Below are 24,015 nucleotides of genomic sequence, written 5' to 3' on the forward strand. Positions count from 1 at the left end.
TCAGGCTCCGTAATGCTATTCAAGGCTCGCAGTGCAGCGGTTTATGGGATCGACGCCAACATTATTGATGTTGAAGTCGATTTCTCGGGATTCAAGCTGGATCAGGAACAGTTCAGCACGGTGGGGCTGCCGGACGCGGCGGTTCGGGAGAGCCGCGATCGCGTAAGGTCGGCGATCAGGAACTCCGGCTTCGATATTCCGCCGACGCGGATCACGATCAATCTGGCTCCGGCGGACCTGAAGAAGGAAGGTTCGGGGTTTGACCTTCCGATTGCGGTTGGAATCCTCGGCGCTTATGGAGCGCTTGAGACGAAAGACCTGAGTGACTTTCTGCTGGTGGGCGAACTGGGGCTCGATGGCAGCCTGCGCGCCGTGCAGGGAATGCTTCCGATTGCAGTGGCTGCACGGGCGAAGGGGATTGCCAACCTGGTGATTCCGGCGAGCAATGCTCGCGAGGCGGCGGTGGTTGAGGGAGTGAAGGTCTATCCGGTTCACAGCCTGCTGGAGGTGCGCGAGCTGCTGAACTCGGCTGCGACCGGAACGATTCAGGCGATGCCGCTCGAGACGAAGGCAAGCGACCTGCTGGAGCAGATGCAGCACTTTCCGCATGACTTCAAGGACGTGCGCGGGCAGCATGTGGCCAAGCGCGCGCTTGAAGTGGCGGCGGCCGGCGGGCATAACATTCTGATGATCGGGCCGCCGGGCTCGGGCAAGACGATGCTGGCGAAGCGGCTGCCTTCGATTCTGGCTCCTCTGAGATTTGAGGAGGCGCTGGAGACGACGAAGATCCACTCGGTGGCCGGTGTTCTGGACGCCGAGCAGGGGCTGGTGGCGTATCGGCCGTTTCGCTCGCCGCACCATACGATCTCGGACGCGGGGCTGATCGGCGGAGGAATGGTTCCGCGGCCGGGTGAGGTTTCGCTGGCGCACAACGGGCTGCTGTTTCTGGATGAGTTGCCGGAGTTCCCTCGCAACGTGCTTGAGGTTTTGCGGCAACCGCTGGAGGACGGTATGGTGACGATCTCGCGGGCGGCGATGAGTTTGAGTTTTCCGGCGCAGTTCATGCTTGCGGCGGCGATGAATCCGTGCCCATGCGGGTACTTCAACGACAAGAGCCGCGAGTGCATGTGCACGCCGCCGATGATTCAGCGATATGTTTCGAAGGTGAGCGGGCCGCTGCTGGACCGCATCGATATTCACATTGAGGTCCCGGCGGTGCAGTACAAGGAGCTGCGCGGTGGTTCGGCGGCGGAGGGTTCGGCAGAGATTCGTGAGCGCGTGCTGGCGGCGAGAGAGCGACAGCATGCGCGGTTTGGCAGCGGCAATGAGCGGACGAACGGATCGGCGAAGGCAGCTTCACGGCGGGTGTTTGCCAACTCGCAGATGACTACGCAGCAGATCAGGACGTTCTGCGAGCTTTCGAGCGACGCCGAGAGGCTGCTGGAGCGGGCGATGCAGCAGCAAGGACTGAGCGCGCGGGCGCATGACCGGATACTGAAGGTCGCACGGACGATCGCGGACCTGGACGCGGCCAGCGATATAGGGGTGAAGCACATCGCTGAGGCGATTCAGTACCGGACGCTTGATCGGAGTTACTGGGCTTGAGTCGGCAAGTCAGCGAGTCGGCAGTCAGCAAGTCACTAATCAGCAATTCAGAGGCTAACTGCCCGGCTTGTCGTAGACCATGGCGTCGAAGCGCTGGCGGATGAAGAAGCCCGAGCGGAGGTAGAGCTCGACGGCGGGTCGGTTGACCTCGGTGACCGTGAGGGTGATGGCGCTGGTGCTGGAGCGGGTCAGATGGTTCATGGCATGGTGCAGGAGAGCTGCGCCTAGACGGTGGCCACGCCAGGCGCTGGCGACGCAGAGCTGGGTGATGTGCGCGACGTCCTCGGCAACGCGGGAGCAGAGGAGCATGCCGATGAGCGCTCCGGTGGCGCGGTGGCGGAGGACCCAAGACTGCTGCGGCTCGAAGACTCCGCAGCCAGGGAAGCGGACGATGTTGTGGAGAAAGCGAAGGGAGCCGTGGAGGGTGCAGTACTGGTCGTTGATGAGGGCGTCGATGTGGTTGGCGTAGGAGTCGTGAATGAGGGCCGCGGCGACCTGATAGAAGGCAGTGGACCAGGGGACCAGATCGATGCCGCCGGGCAGGCTGGGCTGGGAGGCGTCGTGGGTTGGAGCGGCGGTGAGGTCGTGCTCCAGGAAGAGACGCGGGTGCGGCTTGAAGCCGGCCGATAGGAAGGGCTCGCTGAGTGTGCCGGAGTCGTAAAGGAGTAGCTGCGACTCGATGCGGTTGATACCGGGGGAGTAGAGGAGCAGGTCGAGGAGGCGGTGGAGCAGCGTGTAAGTGGACTGTCGAGTGAGGTCTGGGTCGGCGGTGAAGGACCAGGCGTCGCCGACGACAGCCTTGTGTCCCTCGTAGACGCAGAAGGCAAAGCCGCAGATGCGTCCGCGGTCGAGCGAGACGAAGCCGGGAAGGATGCGCGAGTCGAGATACTGCAGAAGCAGCTCGGTCGAGGACTGGTAGTCCCAGCGCAGACGCAGGTTCCACATGCGGGCCTCAGCCTCAAGGAGAGGTCGGAGCTGGCGCGCCGAGAAGTGCCGCAGATCGAGTATCTCGAGTTGGGTCGTGACGGTCATGGGTCCACGGAGTCGAGGTCTCCGTAGATTATCGGAAATTATGGAGGTCTGTCGGGGCGATTCGGGCGGAGAGACTCTGGAGAGTCAGGATTGGGTGTCAGGGTTGAGCGTAGACGCGGTAGACCTCCAGGCCCTGCGAGTCATAGAGGAACAGGGGCTTGTAGACGCGGCCGGCGAGGTAGTGGTCGAGCGAGGCGGTGTCGCTGGAGCGGATGACGAGGATGTGATCGCCGGAAGGGACGCCGTCGGTGGTGTAGTGGACGGTGGGTTCGTTGCGGTAGAAGGCAAGCCCGTAGTCGAGGTCGCGGCGGACGCCTTCGACCGCGACGGTTTTGACGTCGGGGGCCTGGCGCTGAATCTCACGGGCGAGCGGGCGGGCGGAGTAGTTGAGGTCGAGGTCCTTGCCGTGGAAGCCGAGGAGGAAGACGAGGATTCCAATGACCGGGATGAGTGTGGCGTAGCAGACCTGCGGGATGCTCCAGCGGCGAATGATGAGGAAGACGATGGCAGCCGCGGCCAGTGCAGCGACGGCGGCGATGGCGAGCCACTGCGCGGAGGGTACCAGGGTTTCATACTTCATGTGCTGCGGTGCGAGCACGAGGACAAAGACGAAAATGCCGGAGAGAGCCGCGTGCGACCAGAGAAGCCATCGCGGAAGGCCACAGGGGCGCATGCGGTTGAGGTAGTCGGCGGCGAGGATGGTGATGGGCGGGATGGAGGGAAGGATGTAGCCGGGAAGTTTTGACCCCGAGAAGGAGAAGAAGAGGATGGGGAAGAGCGCCCACAGGACAAGGAACTCAGGAAAGGCGTCGCCGGCGCGGGAGTGGCCGAGGTAGCGCTGGGGATGGTGTCGGACCTTCCACTCGGCGATGGAGATTTCGATGGAGTCGACCATGGCTCTGATGGCGATGACGGTCCATGGCATGAGGCCGATGAGAACGACGGCTAGGTAATACCAGAAGGGCTGGTGGTGCTGATAGCGATTTGTAGCGAAGCGCTCGAGGTTGTGTTCGAGGAAGAAGAGGCGGTAGAAGGTCGGGTTGCGCCTCTGGACCGCGATAAACCAGGGCAGCACCATGGCGAAGTAGAGGATGAGTCCGGGAAGCCAGATGGTGCGGCGGAGAAGCGACCACTCGCGCCGAAGGCCGGCGAAGAGAAGGATGATGGCGAGAGCGAGAAACGGCGCGACCGGACCTTTTGCGAGGGTCGCCGCGGCTCCAAAGAAGTAAAGGTCGAAGAGCCAGAATTTTTTCCCGGTCTCGTACCATGCGTACCAGCCAAGCATTCCAATGCAGAAGGGCGCGGCGAGCTGCATGTCGGTGGAGGCCCCGCGGGAGAAGCTGACGATGGCGACGCAGGAGATGGTGATGAGGGCGGCGTCGAGATGGCCTCCAGGACGGAAGCGACGCATGTGGAGAAAGATGAGAATGATGAGAGCGAAGGCTCCTGAGGAAGAGGGGATGCGGGCCGCCCAGTCGGAGACGCCGAACTCCTTGAAGAAGCCCATCGCGCGCCAGTAGTAGAGGGCGGGCTTTTCGAGCCAGGGTCGGCCGTAGAGGGTGGGGGTGACGGTTCCGCCGACGAGGCAGTGGAAGGAGTCGCGGACGCTGGTGAGGCTGAGATCGCGCGGGAAGGACTTGGCATCGACCGCGTGGCAGGCCGCCGAGTGGGCCTCGAGCATTTCACGGGCGATCTGCGCATAACGGGGCTCGTCGGCGCCGACAAGGCCGAGCTGGTCGCCGCCAAAGGAGGGGATGAGCCCGTAGAGCAGAAGGAAGCCGCTGACGAGGATGAGGATGATCAACTCGCGCGTGGCGACGGTGTCAGGGTGCTGGGCGAAGCGTCGCAGCCAGTCGAGGGCCGGACGCGAACGCGAGACGGCGGGGCCAGCGGATTGTTCAAGTTCGTTCATTTCCCTGATGGAGCGAGACAAGGCTAACAAAGTCCAGTGCGAAGTTGGGTCAAGATCCGTTCGGTGGCTGCGTGCAGCGGGCCGTCGATGGTGCATCCGCTGGCGCTGCGGTGGCCGCCTCCGCCGAAGGTCTCGGCAATCTGGGCTACGTCAACCTTTCCTTTGCTGCGAATACTGAGCCGGAACTGACTGGCTGAGGGCAATTCGCGAAGAAAGACGGCGGATTCGACGCCGTCGATGCTGATGAGGTAATTGACGACGCCTTCGCAGTCTTCGGCTCCTGCTCCGGCGGTCTCCATGTCGTTGTTGGTGACCCAGCTCCAGGCGAGGGGACCGTCGCACTGGAGGTTGGAGAGAGCGGTGCCCAGCAGGCGAATCTTGCTGGCGGGATTGGAGAAGTAGATGTCGCGGGCGATCTGGCTTGGGTTGGCGCCGTGGGCGGCGAGGTCGTGGGCCAGGGCGAAGGTTTCTGCGTTGGTGCTTGAGTAGGTGAAGGAGCCGGTGTCGGAGAGGATGGCCGTATAGAGGCAGGTGGCCATCGAGGGAGTGATCCGGACACGGGCGGCCACGGCGATGCGGTAGATCATGGCGGCCACGGCACAGGCATGCTCGTCGATCCAGTTCAGCGTGCCGAAGGGTCGGCCGCTGGCGTGATGGTCGATATTGATCAGGCAGCGGCCTTCGAGTCCAGCGAGGCCGGTACGGGGAATGCCATCGCACTCGAGCACGATGACAGGGAGAGCAAGATCGTGGGCGACGGCAGAGACCGAGGGAGCGATCCGGATACGGTCGACGCCGGGCAGCGTCCGGTAGATGAGAGGCACGGCGTCGGCGAAGACGATGTGGACCGGACGGCCGAGCTGGTCAAGGATCTCGGCGAGCGCGAGTGCGGATCCCACGGAATCGCCATCGGGGCGGGCGTGCGAGGTGATAACGAACCCTGGGCTGGAGCGGAAGGCTTTCAGCAAGGCGGCGATGGAGACTTCCTGGGTCATGATTTGGGTTTGGGCTCGTCCGGTTGCTTAGATGCCTGCAGTTTCTGATCGCGTTTGCGGATCCGGCCGAGGAGCTCGTCCATACGGCCGGAGATCTTCTCAGAGCGATCAATGGCAAAGGTGAGGTCGGGGACGTGACGGACGCCCATGCGCTCGCGGAGCTGTGAGCGAATGTACGCACGGGCGGTCATCAGGCCGGCGAGCGTGGACTGCTCCTCCTGCTCGCTGCCGTAAACGGCGACATAGATGCGAGCGGACTTGCCGCCGGGGGCGAGTACGACGTCGGTGACGTAGCTGGGGGCGATTCTGGGATCAGAGAGCTCTCCCTCGAGCATCGCCCCTATCTCTTCGGAGAACGTATTGGCGACGCGGCTGCGGTGGTGCGCTCTGGCTCGTTGTTCAGGCATAAACCGAAATTACTGGTAGTAAACGTTTGAGGATATCAGAGTCGGGGCGATCCCCCTAGCGGGTGCGGGATTATTCGGGCAGAACCTCGGCCCAGGAGTCGAGGATCTCGGCTCCATGGGCGTGGGCGATGCGGTGGGCAGCCTGGTCGATCTGCTGGAGCTGGCCGGTGAGATAGCTGGAAGAGGAGGAGATTGCAGCGACTCCAAGGGTTGCGCGGTTCCAGACGGTACCTTCATCAAGCTCGGCGATGGCTAAGTTAAAGGAATTACGGAGCTTGTCTTTGATGGATCGGACGACCTGGCGGCGGTCCTTGAGCGACTGAGCGTGGGGGATCTCGATCTCAAGGGTAAGGCGCGCGAGGGGCATGACGGCCATTGTCGCAGGTGGGCTGCTGGTGTGGAATGGCTCGGCGCGATTTGTGGGATTACCAGCGGGAGGGGATGGTGAAGGTCCCGCTGTCTCCGTCCGGGGACCAAGGAATGGGAGCACTGGCCTCAATGAGCTGTTGGTGCTCGTTCCGGCTGGTGCGGAGGGCCTCCTCGTAGCGTTTGTGTTCGGTGATGTCGACGACGGAGACGGAGATGCCGATGACTTCGCCGGCTTCGTCGCGCGCCGGCTGGCAGGAGATGAGGAAGGTGTCGCCGCGTTTGCCCGGAGCGTGGCCGAGGCTCACAAACTCGACTCCCGCGATTGACTCTCCTTCGATGGCGCGGAGAAAGCAGGGCTCGAGGGCCTGGAACATCTGCGGGAGAATCTCTGAGATGTGACGGCCGAGATGTTCGGCGACAGAGAGATAATTGATCTCGGCGAGGCGCTGGTTGATGCTGGCGTAGCGAAGGTGGCGATCGAGGAAGCAGAGGCCAACGGGCGCTCCGTCGTAGATAGCCTGGAGCTGCGCGAGTTGCTGGTTGGGGCGCAAGTTGATTCGCTCGGGGGAGCGTTCCGACGGCGAGTCGGCGGCGATGGTGGTCTCTGGCTGCGACATCTCCGCGATGAGGCGGTTGAGGTTCGACGCAGGAGCCGGGCTGCCAAAGAGGAGGCCCTGTCCGAAGTCGCAGCCTTGCCAGAGGAGCATGTCGGCTTGTGCCTTGGTTTCGACGCCTTCGGCGACGGTGACGAGTCCGAGGCTGTTGCCGAGACCGACGACCGCGGCGACGATCTTGCGGCTCTCGCGAGAGTGAATCATCGATTGGACGAACCCTGCGTCAACCTTGATCTCGTCGAAGGGAAGGGCCTGGAGATGAAGGAGGCTCGAGTAGCCGGTTCCGAAATCGTCAAGGGCAAGGCGGGCCCCGAGGGATTTGAGCTCATAGGCGATGGCCCGGGCCTGATCAATGTTGTGTAGCAGTGCGCTCTCGGTGACCTCGAAGATGACGCGGTGCAGAGGAAATCCGCCCCGGCGCGCTGCGAGCGCAAGCTGCTCGGGAAGCGACGGGTCATGGAACTGGGTCGGAGAGATGTTAACAGAGAGGGTGAGGTGCTCAGGCAGCGTGGTGGCTGCATCGAAGGTGATGCGAAGCATGCTCTGGACGAGGGGCCCGATGAGGCCGGTGCTCTCGGCCAAGGGGATGAACTCGCTCGGGGGGACAAGGCCGTGCGCAGGATGCTGCCAGCGCGCGAGCACTTCGAAGCCCGTGAGCTGGCCGGTGCGCAGCTCGACAAGAGGCTGGAAGAAAGGCACGATCTCGTCACCGCCGTATATTGCTCTGCGGAGGTCAGTTTCGCTATCGACGGCCATAAGTCATGAGCATAGTAAACGGTAACGTGGGCATAGTAAACGGTAACGTGGAAGTCCCCTGCACGATGAAAGGGGTATTCCCTTCAATAAGAGGGGCATGTATACTCCGCCGACTGTGCGAAGTGCGGCGAGTCAGCCAGTCGGCGGAGTAAGCGGGTTGTATTGGCGGTAGGGAGACGATTTTCGGACAGGTTTTTTCGATCAGGCAGGTTGCTGCGATACTAAGGACAAAGCTACCGCGCAGAGATTGCAGACTGGATCTTATTGAGCGGTTTCCGCGTCGAGTAAGTATCTGCAGGAAAATAAGCACAAAGAGTCCTGATTGGGCCACGACGCCCGATGAGCCGATGGCCCAGGAAGCATTTCGGAGAGAACGATGGCACCCGCAAGTTTTGATGGATTGAGGGTTTTGTCGCTGGAGTCGCGTCGCGCCGCTGAAGTGGCGAAGCTGATCCGCACCTACGGCGGTGAACCCCTTGTTGTTCCGGCGATGCGTGAAGTTCCGCTGGAGTCGAGCCGCGCAGCAATGGACTTTGCCGCGAGGTTGATTGCGGGCGAGTTCGATCTCGTGATTTTCTTGACCGGCGTCGGTGTGCGCGCCCTGTTGTCGGTCGCAGAGGGGCAGTATCCTCGCGAGGTGTTTCTAGCGGCGTTGCGCAAGGTGAAGATTGCGGCTCGCGGGCCGAAGCCGGTGGCGGCGCTGAGAGAGCTGGACGTGCCTATTGCGGTGACGGCTCCGGAGCCGAATACGTGGCGCGAGATGATGTCGGTCATCGAGAGCGAGTTTGGCGAGACGCTCGGCGATTTTCGGGTCGCGGTGCAGGAGTACGGCGTGTCGAATCCGGAGTTGCTGGAGGTCCTTGCGGAACGATGCCGCGAGGTGACGAAGGTTCCGGTGTACCAGTGGGCTCTGCCGGAGGACCTCCAGCCGTTGCGTGAGGCGGTGCTTGGCGTCGCGAAAGGCGGAGTCGATGTTGTGCTCTTCATGACGGCGGCGCAGGTGATCCATCTGTTCCAGATTGCAAACCAGATGAAGTGCGAGGAGGAACTCATTGCCGGTTTGCAGTCCGTTGTGGTGGCCTCGATTGGGCCGACGACGACGGAAGAGCTGAAGAGATATGGGGTGAAGCCGGACTTTGAGCCGTCGCATCCGAAGATGGGATTCCTGGTGAATGAGACTGCGCAGAAGGCTCATAAGCTGCTGGAGCAGAAACGTGGCAGCGTCAGCCAGAGCACGGGCACGCGTCAGGCGGGGTTGAGAAAGACGTCGAAGGCGGACGCCAAGGGTGACGAATTGACGCCGATCGCGTTTCTGCACGAGATTGGCAGCAGGATCGCCGCAGCGGACTCGCTGCATGTGGTGCTGGATCGCATCGTGGAGTTTGTGACGACGGTGATTCCGTGCGACTCGTGCTTCATTTACGTCCTGGAAGGGAGGAAGCTGGTGCTGCGTGCTTCGAAGAATCCGCACGCGGATCTTGTGGACCGGCTGGGAATGCGAGTCGGACAGGGCATTACGGGGTGGGTGGCCGAGCATAAGGAGCCTGTGGCGATTGCGGCGAACGCATCGGAAGATCCGAGGTTCAAGGCGTTCAAAAATGTGCCGGAGGACAAGTTCGAGGCGATGCTGAGCGTGCCGATTCTGTGCGCTAGCAAGACGGTGGGCGTCATCAATCTGCAGCATCGGCTGTCGTACAAGCACACGGCAAACGAAGTGAGGATGCTGTCGATGATCGGCTTCCTGGTGGGAGCGGAGATAGAGCGCGTCAGGCTGGAGAGCGAGAATACGGAGCTTGCAGGGCGGCTGGAGACGCGCAGGGCGGTAGAGCGAGCGAAGGGGATTCTGCAGCGCGACCTCGGGGTGAGTGAGGAAGAGGCCTACCGAATGATGCAGCGGGAGAGCCGGCAGCGGCGGAAATCGATGCTGGAGATTGCTGAGGTAATCCTGCTGGGTGAGGAGATCAGGAAGGGGCAGGCTACAGCGGAGCGTGAGACCGCGAAGGCCCGCTCATAAGCGTCAGTCGCCGAGGGTGTAAGGCAGGGCGAAGCGGCCTATCTGGATGAAGGTGTGGTCGGACGGGGGCAGGATGCGGAAGGATTCGACGCGCGATCCAGTGGGAAGGCGATGGGCGATGGCTGTACCGCGCTCGGCTCCGGTGGCGGCGTCGTAGAAGCTGACTGCGAGGGTGTCATCGTCTTTGCGGTGCCAACCGAGGACGTAGTTGCCGCGGGTGAGGGCGATGTTGTCGATGGTGATGGGGGACTGGACGAGAAGGTAGTGGGAATATTTCCCGTCGGCGGAGTAGCCGGCGGTAATGAGGACGACTCCGGCGATGAGCTTGCCGTGCGCGTTGATGATGCCGGAGGCGGTGCGCATCTCGGTCTCGATGCGCTCTTTTTCGACCTGTGCTCGAGCGGGCAGGGCTGAGGCGAGTTCGGAGGGAGTGGCGGCGCGCCAGTTCTCGTGGTTCTGCGCGAGAAGGCAGAGGGGTGATGTGAGCGCGAGGGCAAGAACGAGGAAGCGTGTCTTCATAGAGAGCCGTTTCATTTTAGATGGACGATGCCGCGTTGAATGGCTACGGTGGCGGCGTTGGTGCGGTCGCTGACGCCGAGTTTGCCGAGCAGGTTGTTGATGTGCGATTTGACGGTGGCCTCGGAGATGTTGAGGTCGGAGGCAATCTCCTTGTTGGAGCGGCCGGCGACGATGCGTTCCAGAACCTCGTGCTCGCGCGTGGTGAGGGCCTGGCCGCTCATGCGCTCGGCGAGCTTTTCGGCGATGGGAGCGGCGATGCGGGTCTTGCCGGAGTGGACGGCGCGGATGGTGGAGGTGAGTTCTTCGACGGTCATGCCCTTGAGGAGATAGGCCTTGGCGCCGGCCTGCAGTGCGCGATAGATGTCCTCGTCGCCGTCGAAGGTGGTGAGGACGACGAAGCGGGCGGCGGGGTCTTCGGCGCGGATGCGGAGGATGGCATCGACGCCGCCGAGTTTCGGGAGCTGAAGGTCCATGAGGGTGACGTCGGGGCGCAGAGAGCGATGAAGCCTGATGGCTTCGAGGCCATCGCTGGCTTCGCCGATCACCTCGATCCCGGGCGTGATGTTGAGGAGAGCGACGAGGCCCTGGCGGACGACGTGGTGGTCATCGACGACGAGGATGCGGATGCTTTCAGGCATTCTTGCGGGAGCCTTTCTCGGGAGAGATGGGGACGTCGAGGCTGACAGTGGCTCCGTGGCCGGGAGAACTGGCGATGTTGCACTGAGCGTTGATCTGCGCGGCCCGTTCGCGCATGCCCTGCAGGCCGAAGTGGCCGTTGTTGTGGACGGTGGCGGGCGAGAAGCCGCGGCCGTTGTCAGCGATGGAGAGATGGAGCCGAGTGGTGTCGTAGCGCAGGTCGATGGCTGCCTGGGTTGCGTTGGCGTGGCGTTGGATGTTGATTAGGGCCTCCTGTGCGATGCGGAGGACTTCGTCTTCGACAGCGGGCGGGAGTGGGCGATAGGTGCCTCCGATGTTCAGCTGGATGGCGAGTGGCTCGGCGCGGGACTGCTCGACGAGGTGCGTGAGGCGCGTGGGCAAAGTGTTCTGCGCGGTGACGGCGCGCAGGTTCCAGATGCTGCGGCGAGCCTCGGCGAGCCCTTCGCGGACGTAGGCGCGAGTCCGGTCGAGTTGCTGGCTGGCAGCGGAGGGATGGGACTGCGCGAGAAGCTGCGAGATGAGTTCAAGCTGCACAGAGACTCCGGCGAAGCTCTGTGCGAGTGTGTCGTGGATCTCGCGGGCCATTCGGTTGCGCTCAGCGAGCACGGCTGCGAACTGCGAGCGGAGACGGCGGAGGTGCAGACGGTAGAGGAGGATGCCGAGGGCGATGAGCGCGGTGACGGCGAGAAGGATGAACCAGAGTGTGCGGTAGAAGGGCGGGCGGACCGAGAGGGACAGGGCGGCGCCGGTCTCGTTCCACACGCCGGCGTTGTTGGCGGCCTGCACGCGGAAGGTGTAGTGGCCCGCGGGGAGGCTGGTGTAGTACGCGGTGCGGCGCGTTCCGGCCTCAGTCCACTGTTTGTCGAAGCCTTCGAGGATGTAGCGGTAGCGGATGCGTGACGGCGCGGTATAGCTGAGGCCCGCGTATTGGAAGACGAAGCGGCTGTGGCCATATGGAATGGGTTGCGCGACTGGCAACTCCGCGTCGTCGACAGTGAAGCGCTCGATGACGACTGGTGGAGGGATGCGATTCTCCTGAAGGTGCAAGGGATCGGCGATGGCGACGCCTTTGCGTGTGGCGAACCAGAGGCGGCCGTCGGCGGTTCGCCATGCCGCGGGATGGCCGATGGAAGTGGTCTCTTCGGTAGGCATGCCATCGGAGCGGCCGTAGATGTTGGCGTGGAGATCGCAGGAACCGGATACGGCGCAGGCAATGAGCTGCGACTGCGGCACTCGGGCAATGCCGCGGCTTGAACTGAGCCAGAGGTTGGAGCCGTCGCCGAGGATGGAGTCGATGGTCTGCGGGAGGTCGGCGCGCTGCAGCGAGGTGATGTGTCCTTTGATACGAACGGAGAGGCCGTTGCCCTTTGTGCCGATCCAGAGCGCCCCTTGCGGGTCTTCGTAGAGCGAGGTGATGACGTTGCCGGAGAGTCCGTCGCGAGTGGTGTAGGTAGTGATGGCACCATTGTGCAGCAGCGAGAGGCCATCGAGTGTGCTGATCCAGAGATCGCGCGAGCTGTGAGGCTGAACGAGCGCGCCGACGAGGTCGCTGCCGAGGCCGTTCGCGTGGGTGTAGGTGGTGAAGATGTTGTCGTGCCAGTGAGCGAGGCCGCGGCGGGTTCCGATCCAGAGTGTGCCGTCGGAGTCGAGGAGTAGCGAGCGGATGAGGTCGTCGGGGAGGCCGTCGGCTGAGGTGAAGGCTTCGACGTGGCCGCCCTGGATGCGGTTGAGGCCGTCTGGCGTGCCTACCCAGAGGCTGTTCTGTGTGCCGGGCGCGAGGGCGAGGACGATCTCGCTGAGGAGGCCGTTCTTCGTAGAGAGGTGCTGGACTGCGTTGTTCTGCCAGCGGTCGAGGCCGTCGCCGTTAGTGCCGGCCCAGAGTGCTCCGTCGCCGCATTGGGTGATGGAAGTGATGACCTGGTCGGAGAGTGCTGGGATGGTGACGAACGATTGCTGACGGAGGATGAAGAGGCCTGCCGTTTCAGTGCCTGCCCAAAGATTGCCTTCGCGATCTTCAAAGAGGGAGAGGATGCTGTTAGCACTGAGGGAAGGTTCGAGGATTGGCTGGCCCGCAGTGTTGCTGAGCATGAAGAGGCCGCGGTTGGTGCCGATCCAGAACAGGCCGCGCGAGTCGGCGAAGAAGGATTCGATGCGCGTGCCGGGGAGATCGCGGCCCGCAGTGAGAGTGCGCGCGTGGCCATCGCTGAGAAGGGTGATAGTTGTGGAGGTGCGCAGCCATGCTCCGTGATTCGGCAACGTTCCGGCGCCTTGAAGAGGCTCGGCCGGCAAGGGAAGTGGAAGCGCGTGGGGGAGTGCGCGGTTCGGTTGAAGCTCGAAGGGACCGGAGGAGGTGACGAGCCAGGGATTGCCGCTCTCACTGGTAACGAGCGCCGAGGCGGACCCCGGTGCGGAGATCGTGGTGAAGTTCTTACCGTTGAAGTGTGCGAGGCCGTTGCTAGTGAGGAGGTAAAGGGAGCCGTCGTCTGCGGTGGCAAGAGAGAGGAAGTCGTTGGAGGGCAGGCCTTCGGAGGTTGTGTAGCGGCGGAATGATCCGGCGGAGTATTGCAGGAGTCCGTCGGAGGTGCCGATCCAGAGCGGGCTACCGGGTTGGCGGGCCTGTGCGAAGCAGCAGACGTCGTCGCTTGCGAAGGCTGGCGTGTCGTCGTGGTGGAAGATCTTGAAGTCAATGCCGTTGAAGCGCGCGGCTCCGCCTTCGGTGGCGATCCAGATGTAGCCGTCCTGGGTCTGGAAGATTTGGTGGACGCTGTTCTGGGGCAGGCCGTTCTCGGTGGTCCACGACTGGTGGCCTAATGGGCCTGTGCCTTGTCCGTGTGTCTCCATGCAGGGCGCGATCGAGCAGAGAAGTGTCAGCAGAGCAGAACGCAGTGCGCGATGGAGGCGGGTGGGGTTCATGCGAGTGTTTCTCTGCATGGTAGTGCGTGCGGCAGCTATTTGCTGCGTCGAATTGTTTCGCGGCTATTTTTTTGTCTTGTCGCGGCAGGAGTGCAGATAGGTAACCAGGTCGTCGAGCTCGGAGTCCTGGAGAACGTCGCCGAAGGGTGGCATCTGCTTGCCGCCTTCGATGATCTGAGTGCGGATCTGGGCATCGCTGCGGCGGCGGCCTACACCGGAGAGGTCAGGGCCCTTGGTTCCGCCATTATGCCGGATGGCGTGGCAGCGAGTGCAGCCGTTCTCAGAGAAGGCGAGGGCACCGCGGGTGCGGGGATCGTTGGCCTGGGCGGGCTGAGCTGCGAGGCATGTCAGGCAGGCCGCGAGCGCGAAGAAAAGTGCGGGAGTGCGGAGTTTCATTGGGCCGGTGCGTTGCTCCCGTGAGATGGTGCGGCTTCGAGATCGCTGTGGGTGTGCCATACAACGCTCTCGGAGGCGACCTCGGGGTGCTTGCGCAGGAAGTCGAGAGCGTAGGTGCTGGCGGTAGGGTCGTCTTTCTGATCGGCGAACATGGCGGCCTCGTGTGAGGCTTTGTCGGCCATGCCGAGGCGGCGGTAGACGATGGAGAGGATGTAGTGGGCGGCGAGGTCGTCAGGGTCGATGGTCTGGAGGGTCTCGTACTCGGCGCGGGCTTCGTTGTATTTGCGCTGCTGGTAGAAGGAGAAGCCGAGCTCGCGGTGAGCGTCGCGGGAGCGCGGGAACTGTGCGATGACCTCGCGGAGGTCGGCGATGGCGGCATCGAGGTTGCCCTGATTGCGCTCGACCAGCGCGAGGTAATAAAGAGCGCGCGCGTTGTGCGGGCTGAGCTTAAGCGCTCTCGTGAGGCTGGTACGGGAGTCGTCATAACGCTGCCAGGAGAAGTTGGCGATGGCGATATTGGTGAAAGCGTCGGGGTAGTCGGGGCGGAGCCTGGCGACCTGCTCGAACGCATGGACGCTCTCGGAGTATTGCTGGGCGTCGAGCATGGCGATGCCGTAGTTGTTCCAGCGCATCCACAGGGGGTTGTCCTGCGGGTCTGGCGGAGTGGCGGGATTCTCGCCGAGCGAAAATGTGCGGGTGCGGGAGGACATATCGACGACGGGCATTGGGTAGTGATCTTTGCCCATGGCGAAGTCCATGAAGTGCTGATCGAAGCGACGGTAGTTGACCTTTGCGGTGACGGTAATGGGGCCTCTTGCGTCAGTGGGAACTTTGAACTGGTAGCGGACGATCTGCGAACGGCCGGAAGAGATGGTGTTGTTGTAGGCGACGACGCGGTTGTTCCAGACCTGATGGAGATCGTTGATCTCACCCTTGATGTTGACGAGACGGTTGGTGAAGGAGTGGGCGCGCGGGTCGAGGTCGCCGTTGGGCTCGATGGTTCCGGAGTGGGTGAGGACGCGGCCGGTGGAGTCTGTGACTTCGAACTCGACCCAGCTCTCGTACATATCGCGCTGCTCGGGGACGTGGCTGTGGGCGATGCCTTTGTTCTGGATAACGATGGAGGCGGTGAGGATGTCTCCGGGTGCGATGGAAACGGGTTCGGTGCCGAGGGGGGCGATCATCCTGCTGCCGTTCTTCTCAAGTCCAAAGATGTCCACGTTGAAGACGTTGTTCTTGAGGAAGGCGACGGTCTTTTCCATCTGCACGTCGTAGTTGTAGAACTTCGCCATGATGGTGTTGGCTCCGAGCCAGCGGTGGGAGGCTAGCTTGCCGTCTTTTGCTCCGTAGTCGGGGATGGCACCAAGGGGCTCGCGGGCCATGTGGCAGGTCTGGCAGGTGGAGACGGAGTCCTTGGTGTAGAAGGGAAGCGGCGACTGCTTGGCGAAGCTGGAGAGCTGCCACTCATCGTAGAGGAAGATGGCGCGCTGCCATTTGTAGTCGTTGAGCTGGCGCGGGAGCGCGGCCTTGTGGCAGGCGGAGCAATATTCGCTGGTGCGGTAGAAGTCTTTCATGACCGCTTTGGAGTGGCGGTCGAGGTGGGTGAGGATCTCCTTGTCGGAGACCTCGCCGTAGATGGGCTGGTCGTGTTCGTCGACGAGGACGGCCGGTTGGGCGAGGACGTAGCTTCCGGTGCCGCGGGTGTCGACCTTCTGGATCGCGTGGCAGACCGAGCAGGTGACGCCGTCTTCGTCGAACTTGCGATTGATGGTTGAGCCCTTGGTCATGGCGCCAGAGACGAGAGCGGTGGGGTTGTGGCATCCCTCGCAGTGGCGAGCGTACTCAATGCCTTTTTCTGCCATGAGCAGGTTAACGTTGCGGGTGTACCAGGGAGTGCGGAAGGAGTTGGCGTGCGCGGACTGGCGCCACTCGGCGTGGGCCTCCTGGTGGCAGTGGCCGCAGTATTTGGCGGTGGGGAAGGCTTTGGAGTTGATGAACTCGCCGGTGTCGGTGGTAGCGAGCGAGGGGAGAAAGGGCTGGTTGGCACCGAAGCGGTAGTCGTAGTGCTCAGCGATGGACTGCGAGTAGATTTGCCGTTGCGAGGGAGTGGCGGGGTCATTCTCCGCGTGGGCCGGACCCGTGCGCAGGGCCATGATGCCGCAGGCCAAGCTTCCGCCCAGTAATGCACTAATGAGAATGCGACCGATTCGCCGCCGAAGGACCTGGAGTTTCATGGCAAGCAAAGATTGTAGAGAGCCGGGGGAGGAGTTGGCTATCCATCGAAAGGTTGAGATGGATAGCCGGCGAGTAAGCTATGGCTTCTTGTCGCCTTTACCTTCGGTGAGAGTGACGATCTGGTCGGGTTTCGTGATGGTGAAGGTCTCCTTTACGCCGCTGGGCCAGTGGACTTCAACCGAGTCGATGGTTGTTGCGTCGCCGAGACCGAAGTGGAGGCGCGGGTCGTGCGTGGAGGCGTAGCTTCCGCCGGAGATGACATCGCCGCGCTGCTTCTTTCCGCCAGCAGTGAGGTAGACGGTGGCGCCTACTGCGTCGCGCGGGCTCTTCGGGCCGCCGACGAGTTTTAGCTCGATCCAGTGATGGGTGTCGGGCGAGACGTTGCGGAGAAGGACGGGGTGTCCGTCGAGTACGTTGACGACGACGTCGAGCTTGCCGTCGTTGAAGAGATCACCGACGGCCATGCCGCGGCCGCGGAAGACTTCGGCGAGGCCGGTGCCTTCGACTGCTGGGACCAGGTCGAATTTCTTACCTTCGAGATTGTGAAAGAGCAGTGGCCGCTCCGCCCAGCTTGTACCCCAGGGCATATGATCGACCTTCGGATAGACGTGCCCGTTGACGAAGATGAGGTCTTTCCAGCCGTCGTTGTCGTAGTCGAAGAAGGCGTTGCCCCAGCCGAGGAAGGGGATGGTCGGTTCGCCGAGGCCCATCTGATAGCTGATGTCTGTGAAGTTGGCGTTGCCGTCGTTGCGATAGAGCGGCTTGTAGTCGTCGGAGAAGGTGGTGTTGAAGACGTCGAGGAGGCCGTTATTCATGTAGTCGCCGAGGGCGATGCCCATGGAGGCGGTCTCGCGGCCATTCTCGTTGAGGGCGTAGCCGGAGGCGTAGCTGTCGTCCTCGAAGGTGCCGTCGCCCTTGTTGATGTAGAGATAGTTGGGGGTTGAGTCGTTGGCGACGAGGAGGTCGGGCTTGCCGTCGTTGTTGATGTCTACGAAGACAGATGAGAGGCCGTAGTAGCCGGGCTTGTCGGCGACGCCGGCCTTTTCGCTTACGTCGGTGAAGGTGCCGTCGCCGTTGTTGTGGAAGAGATGGTCGGGCTCACCCTTCAGGCCACGCGGGCCGCACATCACCTCTTCGCCGCGGAACTGGCAGAAGGCATAGGAGGCGCTCGTGCTGCCGGATGACGGCGGGTTCGCGAGGTCGTAGTGGACGTAGCCAGGGACGAAGAGGTCGAGGCGGCCGTCGCCGTCATAGTCGCCCCAAGTGGCTCCGGTGGACCAGTTGCCGAGAGTGACGCCTGCCTTCTCGGCAACGTCGGTGAAGGTGCCGTCGTGGTTGTTGTGATAGAGGCGGTTCTTGCCGAAGTTGGAGACGTAAATGTCGGGCCAGCCATCGTTGTCGTAGTCAGCGATGGCGACGCCTACGCCCCAGCGGTCGTTGGTGACGCCTGCTTTTTCGGCGACGTTGGTGAAGGTTCCGTCGTGGTTGTTATGGAAGAGCGCGGCCTTGGGCGCGGGAGCCTTGCCGGCCTCGGCTTCGTAGGTTGAGCCGTTGACGAGGTAAATGTCAAGCCAGCCGTCGTTGTCGTAGTCGATCAGGCCGACTCCGGAGCCGTTGGCTTCGATGATGTAGCGCTTCTCAGGCGTGCCCATCTTGTGGGTCCAGGTGGTGAGGCCCGCTTTTTCTGAGATGTCCTGGAAGACGATGGGGCCGGTCTTGACGAAGCCGCCGGCGGTGATGGGGCGACGCTGCTGGTCAAAGATGGCGGCGTGGGCTCCGCCGGTATTGACCCCGCCTGCTGCCGGGGGCTGGCCGCCTTCCTGCGGGCGGCTCGATTGCGAGTCGGGAGATTGTGTCGTCTGGGCCGCTGCCCAATTTGGCGGCAGCATGAGGGGAAGTAGGGCCAGAGGCGCGAGAGCGCGGGACAATCGGGACAATGACGGTCGAAGACGAATGGAGCAGCAAATAGGCATCCGGGGTCCTTTTGAATGGCAGGCACGTCTTGGTGAACCGGCCAGCAACATGTTTACCACGCAACGGTTGATCTCCGCCTCCAACCTTCGATGGATCAACATCTGCGGGTCACCGGCGAGTCACGATGCGCGTGTAAGATGGTCGGCTGGTGCAAAGAGTTCAGAGAGGTTATTCGTTTTGGAGATGATGTTTCGTTCCCGTAGAACCGCGCTGCAGTGGGCTGCGTCGGTCTGGCTATTTTGCTTGGTGACGGATCTTTTCTGTAGCGCGCAGCAGGCTGATCTTGTTCTGCGCGGCACCATTACGGGTAAGGACCGCGAGAGCTACGTCGAGGTTCCGTTCGAGGTGGGGGCCAGTGTCGTCCGCGTGACGGTCGATTTTTCCTACACTGGGCGCGATCAGCACACGACGATCGATCTGGGGCTATTTGACGGCGAGCGGTTTCGCGGATGGAGCGGCGGGAATAAGAGCTGGTTCACGGTTTCGGAGACAGACGCGACGCCATCGTATCTGCCGGGACCGATCCGCCCCGGGACATGGAAGCTCATTCTTGGGGTGCCAAGCATTGGGGATGGGGTCAAGTCGGAGTATGTTGCGACGATTCATCTTCAGCGTTCAGGAGAAGCGCCCGCGGCCTCGACCTTCAGTCGCGCACCGCTGCGAGCTGGCGCGGCGTGGTATCGCGGCGATCTGCACATGCACGACGCGCACAGCGATGGGTCGTGCCTGAGCCAGTCGGGAGCGAAGGTGCCTTGCCCGCTGTACAAGACGGTGGAGGCCGCGACTGCGCGGGGGCTGGACTTCATCGCCATCAGCGACCACAACACGATCTCGCACTATGACGCGATGCGCGAGCTGCAGCCGTACTTTGATCGTCTTCTGCTGATCCCGGGACGTGAGATCACGACATTTGAGGGGCACGCGAACGTCTACGGCACGACGGAGTTCATCGACTTCCGCCTGGAGAAGGGGCATGTATCGATCGACGACATCCAGCGGCAGACGGAGAAGCTGCACGGGATGTTCTCAATCAATCATCCTGGGCTGCCATCAGGAAGCGCCTGCATGGGCTGCGGGTGGGCGGCGAAGGATACCGACTACAGCCGCGTGGGAGCTGTGGAGGCTATCAATGGAGGAACGCTGGATGGGCCGATGTCGGGCGTCGCCTTCTGGCAGGAGAAGCTGAATCGGGGATTTCGGCTGACAGGCGTTGGCGGAAGTGACAACCACAATGCGACGATGGACCCACAGGCGCATTCGGCCGTCGGGTATCCAGCAACGGTGGTGTATGCGGCGGAACTTTCCGAGCGGGCGATTCTTGAGGGGATTCGCACTGGGCACGTGTTTGTCGATGTGCAAGGTACGCGGGATCGTGGAATCGAGTTTACCGCGCAGGCTGACGGCAAAACAGTGATGATGGGTGATGCGATTGCGCCTGTTGCAGGCGCGAACGTGCACCTTGTCCTGACGATGAATGGACTGGAGGGCGCGCACGCCGAGGTGATTCGTGATGGCGAGGTGACGACTCTGCTGGATGCCTCGGTAGTGAAGGAGCACACTGAGACGCGCGAGTTTGACTACGAAGCGGATGGGAAGCGGCACTGGGTCCGGGTAAATGTCCGCGCGGCCGATGGGGCTCTGCTGATCCTAGGGAATCCTATATATCTGAACCTATGATCAGAACGGCTTACCGAGAAAGAGATAGATCAGCTCGATGACGAGGATGATGACCACGGTCGACTCCAGAAAGAAAGCCCGGCTTTGGTTGAACTGATCGACCATGAAGCGGTAGAGATTCTCGGCGGTGTCGATCTTCTGCTTGACGAGGTCTTTGTAGTCAGGCACGCCGACTTTGGACGCAGCCAGTTTGTAGAGGCGCGCGGCGAACATATCGCTGAGGAACTTGATGGCGTTGTCGGCGCGTTCGGTCAGTTCCACGACCTCAAGCAGCACCGTGTAAAGGCGAGTAGCGGAGCGGGCCATACGCCAGCGCGCCAGAATTCCGGTTCCTCCCTCGAGCGAGTCGTAGGCGGAGTCAAGCTGCTTCGACAGCAGATCGTCGTAGTGGCGGAACTCGAGCAGCTGCGAGTTGGCGTACTCAAGCAGCTGGATGGCGGTCTCTGCGCCGGTGGTGGTGTCATAGACGATAGCGGCGTTCCAGCCGATGACGGCCAGGTCGTCGGGATAGTAGGAGATGCGCGATTGAAGGACCTCCTGGCACTCTCCGTCGGAGAGCGGCATGGTGTCTCCGCGCACGACCTGCGCGATGCGGCTGCCGTGGATTTGGACGAGCTCGCCTGCAGAAGGACGGCCAGTCACCTCGCGGAGGTGAAAGATGAAGTAGTCCTCGCTGAGAAACTCCGGATACTCCTTGATTAGTGCCGGCCGGGCGTGCTCGAGCTTCTGGCGGACGATGCGGCCGGCATTGCCGGCGAAGTCGACGTCCCAGACCCAGTGGCTGGCGAGCCGGATGAGCATCTCCCAATCCCCGTAGAAGGGAAGCTGGAAGACGACGCTGATGACCCCGTAGTCGTAGTACTTGATCTCGCCTTGAAGGGTTTGACCAGTTTCGAGCACCAGCGGCTCAATGGGCTCGATGACGGGAGGCCTTTGGAAACGGATGTAGCTGGGGGTAGGATGCTTCAACGCCGGTTGCGCGACGATGGAGGCGCTGATGATCTGCCTGAGCTTGTCGAGGAGGATCTCCTCACAGACGTCGAACTGGATCAGTACAAGCACGGACCCAGACAGCGCCGGACTATCACGCGGAGGCGGAACGGATTGGGAGAGGGATTCCAGCATCCCTTGCAAGGATACCGGCCCTAGTGGACGATTTTGAACTTTTCGGCGTTCGGGGATCTCGGCCGACCCTTTCTCGGAGCTTATGTAACCCGAGAGTTCCCCCTCTCACTAGAGAGCATCTCAACTCTTAAAGACGAGCTCCTCTTCGAACGCCGGCGTAAAGTTCTATCTGGGCGCCGCCCGCGCTTAACATGTACGGCATAAAAGAGGGCTGTGAAAGACAATTCCGCGACATCCCTTCCCTTTCCGCGGGAGGGATGTCGACAGGAGAGCCTGACCTGACATTGTTTGTTCTCCTGAAGAAATCCAGGGCCAGAATAGTGCAGGCAGATCGAAACCGTCAGCTGATAGCCATACGACTTATTGCTTATCGCAGGGACGGACTAAGCTGGCGCAGTAGAGGACCTCTATGACCTATCGCTTGAGATACCTATCTCTGATAGCTGTTGTACAACGGTTCGACCACAACTCACGCAGGGTTTTTCAAGGATGGATCGCTCTGTCTCTCCTCGCGCCTTGTATCGCACTGGCGAGCAGCCGCACCAAGACGGATATCGTCTACATGCGCAACGGCGACAAGATCACGGCGAACTCCAGTCTCTCAATCAGGGCCAGCTCTCCATCAAGCCTGATTACACGAGTAGCTCGTTTGTCATCGACTGGGCCAAGGTAGATCATGTCGAGAGCAAGCAGGGGTTCATGATTATGGACCCGCGTGGAACAATCTATACGGGCACGATCAGTAAGGGCGCAGAGAACCGAACGATGGTGGTCGACGAAAATGCTACGGCGACACTGCCTTTTGATTCCGTTATCCAGATAGAACAGTTGGGGCGGACCTTTCTTAGGCGATTCCGTGGAGATTTCGACCTTGGGTCAAGTTTCGCGAAATCGAATGACCTGAAGAGTCTCACTCTCCAGGGCGATCTGGGCTATCAATCCGATAAAAATCTGTTTTCTTTGAATTTCAGTTCTCAATGGACGAGCCAACGAAAGACCTCGAACACCGACGAAACTACGGTAAAGACTGCGCTCTTTAGACAACTGCGCAAATCCAATTGGTACGCCGGTGGAATCGCGAACTTTCTTTCGAGCTCAGAGCAGCAGGTTTCTCTACGCTCTACTTTGGGAGCAGCTTTGGCTACGCGCCCCATCTTCACGAACCGCAACAACTTGACTGTTGTGAGTGGACTCGCTTTGACGCTTGAGCGAGACTCCCAAAACGCCGTCAGCAGTGCACGTACGGAGGCATTGGACTCCGCCTTCTCACTGGAATACTCAACATTCCGGTTTGATTCGACGACCTTCAATACATCGGTCTGGCTCTATCCAAGCCTTACCTCGCCGGGTCGCGTGCGCATGACTTTGAATCAGGACGTGTACTACAAATTCCTCCATGACTTTTATGTCCGCTTGAGCTTTTACGATAACTACGACAACCAGCCGGTCGTAGGTGCGCCGACCAACAACTTTGGCGGATCGACAACCCTAGGATGGTCGTTTCATTAGGGTTAGTGTGGACGGCACCTGGCCCGGTGTATTAACGATTTCGCGCGGTTTCTAAGAGGGGAGGGGCTGCCCTCAGACATGGCCCGCAGACGCCCTATGTGCAGCCTAAGTAGGATCGAGGTTATAGCTGATGTCGTTCAGCCAGCCTGCAACGAAGTCCTCGTCCTTGGGATCAAGCTCGTAGGCATCATTGAGCAGGAGCATTGTTGCCCAGTACACAAGCGCTCGCTCAGAGATCAAGCCAAGCCGTTTGTGTTCCAGCGCCTTAGAGATGTGATCGCGTGTGATCGGTATACCTGGTTCCGGCACTCTAAAGTGAGTGCTTGCTGTCCGCACCTCGGGCTCTAAATTGAACTTGAAAATCCCCGCTAGGGAGCGGCGCTCACGGGCGACATACAGAAGCAAAAATACGTTTATTACCGATGCACCGGACATCGCGGCAAGTGCGACCTTCCACGCTTCCGCGAGGAAGACCTTGCCCAACGCTTAGGAGAGCCTCTGAAAGGCCTCCAAGTGCCGGAGGAAGTCGTCTCTCAGATCGTTTCCTTACGTAAAGATCAGCAGCAGTCTGCCAGCAAAGTGAACGCGGAACGTTCGCGGCTGGAGGCTCGGTTGACAGCTATTCGTAAGCGGATGGACGACGCTTACAACGACAAGCTCGACGGCAAAATCCCGGAGGACTACTGGGAACGAAAGATGAGCGATTGGCGAATGGAAGAGCAGCAGGTCAAGATGGCGATGAACGGCCTGAACAGCCCGATACCAGTGACCGCGCTCTAGACGCGCGAAGGATTTTCGAACTCGCGAATAAGGCCTATTTACTGTATGTTTCGCAGGATTCGACCGAAAAGGCCAAATTGCTCAGAATGCTATTTTCGAACTGCTCGGTGGACGCCGTAAGTGTAACGCCCACATACAGAAAACCCTTCGACATCATATTCGAGAGAGCCAAATCTGAAGAATGGTCGGGGCGAGAGGATTCGAACCTCCGACCCCCTGGTCCCGAACCAGGTGCGCTACCAGACTGCGCTACGCCCCGAACTATTATTGTTGCAATAAGATGCCGGCGACGAGGAACGTTCCGTGTCATGCAAGCTCTGGGAGCGCTTGCCGGCTCGCTCCACCGACTGGATTAGTTTAGCAGAAATTCGGGTCGCTGGCGGAGGTGAACAATCCGCGGGTCCCGGTCTCACAAGAAAGCGTACTTGATATACTAAGCGGCAGATGGTGTCCTCGATCAAGCGCGCGTGTTGTTGTTGCTGCATGAGCCTTGCGCCGTGTTGTCGTCGCTAGCGACCCGTCTTCC

The 24,015-nt window shown here is 61.3% G+C and carries 19 protein-coding genes and 1 tRNA gene; 5 read left to right on the forward strand and 15 right to left on the reverse strand.

Features of this window, described 5'->3' with window-relative positions; genetic code table 11:
- Nucleotides 1-12: 12 nt before the first annotated feature.
- Entirely contained in the window at nt 13-1,605 is a 1,593-nt protein-coding gene (locus OHL16_RS16640; RefSeq protein WP_263368309.1) for a YifB family Mg chelatase-like AAA ATPase, read from the forward strand.
- Nucleotides 1,606-1,659: 54 nt separating this feature from the next.
- On the opposite strand, the gene OHL16_RS16645 is transcribed toward OHL16_RS16640, so the two are convergent.
- The 6 genes from OHL16_RS16645 to OHL16_RS16670 all read right to left on the reverse strand — a co-directional run bounded on the left by OHL16_RS16645 (nt 1,660) and on the right by OHL16_RS16670 (nt 7,690).
- Nucleotides 1,660-2,637: a GNAT family N-acetyltransferase gene (locus OHL16_RS16645; protein WP_263368310.1), complete on the reverse strand. Its 978-nt coding sequence runs from the start codon at nt 2,635-2,637 to the stop codon at nt 1,660-1,662.
- A 97-nt stretch (nt 2,638-2,734) separates the two neighbouring features.
- Nucleotides 2,735-4,549 carry an ArnT family glycosyltransferase gene (locus OHL16_RS16650; protein ID WP_263368311.1) on the reverse strand — a complete coding sequence of 605 codons (1,815 nt, stop codon included), beginning with the start codon at nt 4,547-4,549 and terminating at the stop codon, nt 2,735-2,737.
- Between the two features lie 23 nt (nt 4,550-4,572).
- Nucleotides 4,573-5,544, reverse strand: coding sequence for a DHH family phosphoesterase (locus OHL16_RS16655; RefSeq protein WP_263368312.1), 972 nt, complete (start codon nt 5,542-5,544; stop codon nt 4,573-4,575).
- Entirely contained in the window at nt 5,541-5,951 is a 411-nt protein-coding gene (gene rbfA, locus OHL16_RS16660) for a 30S ribosome-binding factor RbfA (protein WP_263368313.1), read from the reverse strand. Before rbfA ends, OHL16_RS16655 begins: the two co-directional genes overlap by 4 nt.
- A 70-nt stretch (nt 5,952-6,021) precedes the next feature.
- Nucleotides 6,022-6,327 (reverse strand): DUF503 domain-containing protein, encoded by a 306-nt coding sequence (locus OHL16_RS16665; protein ID WP_317891080.1) that lies wholly within the window; start codon nt 6,325-6,327, stop codon nt 6,022-6,024.
- Nucleotides 6,328-6,376: 49 nt separating this feature from the next.
- The gene (locus OHL16_RS16670; protein ID WP_263368314.1) at nt 6,377-7,690 is read right to left on the reverse strand and encodes an EAL domain-containing protein; all 1,314 of its coding nucleotides are present in this window, start codon (nt 7,688-7,690) and stop codon (nt 6,377-6,379) included.
- A 376-nt stretch (nt 7,691-8,066) separates the two neighbouring features.
- On the opposite strand from OHL16_RS16670, the gene OHL16_RS16675 reads away from it, so the two are divergent.
- Nucleotides 8,067-9,704: a uroporphyrinogen-III synthase gene (locus OHL16_RS16675; protein ID WP_263368315.1), complete on the forward strand. Its 1,638-nt coding sequence runs from the start codon at nt 8,067-8,069 to the stop codon at nt 9,702-9,704.
- A gap of 3 nt (nt 9,705-9,707) precedes the next feature.
- Here OHL16_RS16675 and OHL16_RS16680 read toward each other — a convergent pair whose 3' ends face one another.
- The 6 genes from OHL16_RS16680 to OHL16_RS16705 form a co-directional block, all read right to left on the reverse strand.
- Nucleotides 9,708-10,223 carry a hypothetical protein gene (locus tag OHL16_RS16680; RefSeq protein ID WP_263368316.1) on the reverse strand — a complete coding sequence of 172 codons (516 nt, stop codon included), beginning with the start codon at nt 10,221-10,223 and terminating at the stop codon, nt 9,708-9,710.
- 11 nt (nt 10,224-10,234) lie between these two features.
- Nucleotides 10,235-10,861, reverse strand: coding sequence for a response regulator (locus tag OHL16_RS16685; RefSeq protein ID WP_263368317.1), 627 nt, complete (start codon nt 10,859-10,861; stop codon nt 10,235-10,237).
- Nucleotides 10,854-13,793: a sensor histidine kinase gene (locus OHL16_RS16690; RefSeq protein WP_263368318.1), complete on the reverse strand. Its 2,940-nt coding sequence runs from the start codon at nt 13,791-13,793 to the stop codon at nt 10,854-10,856. Before OHL16_RS16690 ends, OHL16_RS16685 begins: the two co-directional genes overlap by 8 nt.
- Before the next feature lie 63 nt (nt 13,794-13,856).
- A complete protein-coding gene (locus OHL16_RS16695) occupies nt 13,857-14,189 on the reverse strand; it encodes a c-type cytochrome (RefSeq protein ID WP_263368319.1) in 333 nt (110 codons plus the stop codon).
- Nucleotides 14,186-16,342 (reverse strand): tetratricopeptide repeat protein, encoded by a 2,157-nt coding sequence (locus OHL16_RS16700; RefSeq protein WP_263368320.1) that lies wholly within the window; start codon nt 16,340-16,342, stop codon nt 14,186-14,188. Before OHL16_RS16700 ends, OHL16_RS16695 begins: the two co-directional genes overlap by 4 nt.
- 159 nt (nt 16,343-16,501) lie before the next feature.
- Nucleotides 16,502-18,313: a CRTAC1 family protein gene (locus OHL16_RS16705; protein WP_263368321.1), complete on the reverse strand. Its 1,812-nt coding sequence runs from the start codon at nt 18,311-18,313 to the stop codon at nt 16,502-16,504.
- A gap of 331 nt (nt 18,314-18,644) precedes the next feature.
- Here OHL16_RS16705 and OHL16_RS16710 point away from each other — a divergent pair, with 331 nt between their 5' ends.
- A complete protein-coding gene (locus OHL16_RS16710; protein ID WP_263368322.1) occupies nt 18,645-20,075 on the forward strand; it encodes a CehA/McbA family metallohydrolase in 1,431 nt (476 codons plus the stop codon).
- On the opposite strand, the gene OHL16_RS16715 is transcribed toward OHL16_RS16710, so the two are convergent.
- The gene (locus OHL16_RS16715; protein ID WP_263368323.1) at nt 20,076-21,137 is read right to left on the reverse strand and encodes a hypothetical protein; all 1,062 of its coding nucleotides are present in this window, start codon (nt 21,135-21,137) and stop codon (nt 20,076-20,078) included. It abuts the gene before it with no gap.
- Between the two features lie 552 nt (nt 21,138-21,689).
- On the opposite strand from OHL16_RS16715, the gene OHL16_RS16720 reads away from it, so the two are divergent.
- A complete protein-coding gene (locus tag OHL16_RS16720) occupies nt 21,690-22,709 on the forward strand; it encodes a DUF481 domain-containing protein (protein ID WP_263368324.1) in 1,020 nt (339 codons plus the stop codon).
- Nucleotides 22,710-22,814: 105 nt separating this feature from the next.
- Here OHL16_RS16720 and OHL16_RS16725 read toward each other — a convergent pair whose 3' ends face one another.
- Nucleotides 22,815-23,192: a hypothetical protein gene (locus OHL16_RS16725; RefSeq protein WP_263368325.1), complete on the reverse strand. Its 378-nt coding sequence runs from the start codon at nt 23,190-23,192 to the stop codon at nt 22,815-22,817.
- Between the two features lie 129 nt (nt 23,193-23,321).
- Here OHL16_RS16725 and OHL16_RS16730 point away from each other — a divergent pair, with 129 nt between their 5' ends.
- A complete protein-coding gene (locus tag OHL16_RS16730; protein ID WP_263368326.1) occupies nt 23,322-23,489 on the forward strand; it encodes a hypothetical protein in 168 nt (55 codons plus the stop codon).
- 182 nt (nt 23,490-23,671) lie between these two features.
- On the opposite strand, the gene OHL16_RS16735 is transcribed toward OHL16_RS16730, so the two are convergent.
- Nucleotides 23,672-23,748 (reverse strand) — tRNA-Pro (locus OHL16_RS16735).
- Between the last annotated feature and the right edge of the window lie 267 nt (nt 23,749-24,015).

This window comes from Edaphobacter bradus, from assembly GCF_025685645.1.
Classification (GTDB): Bacteria; Acidobacteriota; Terriglobia; order Terriglobales; family Acidobacteriaceae; genus Edaphobacter; species Edaphobacter bradus.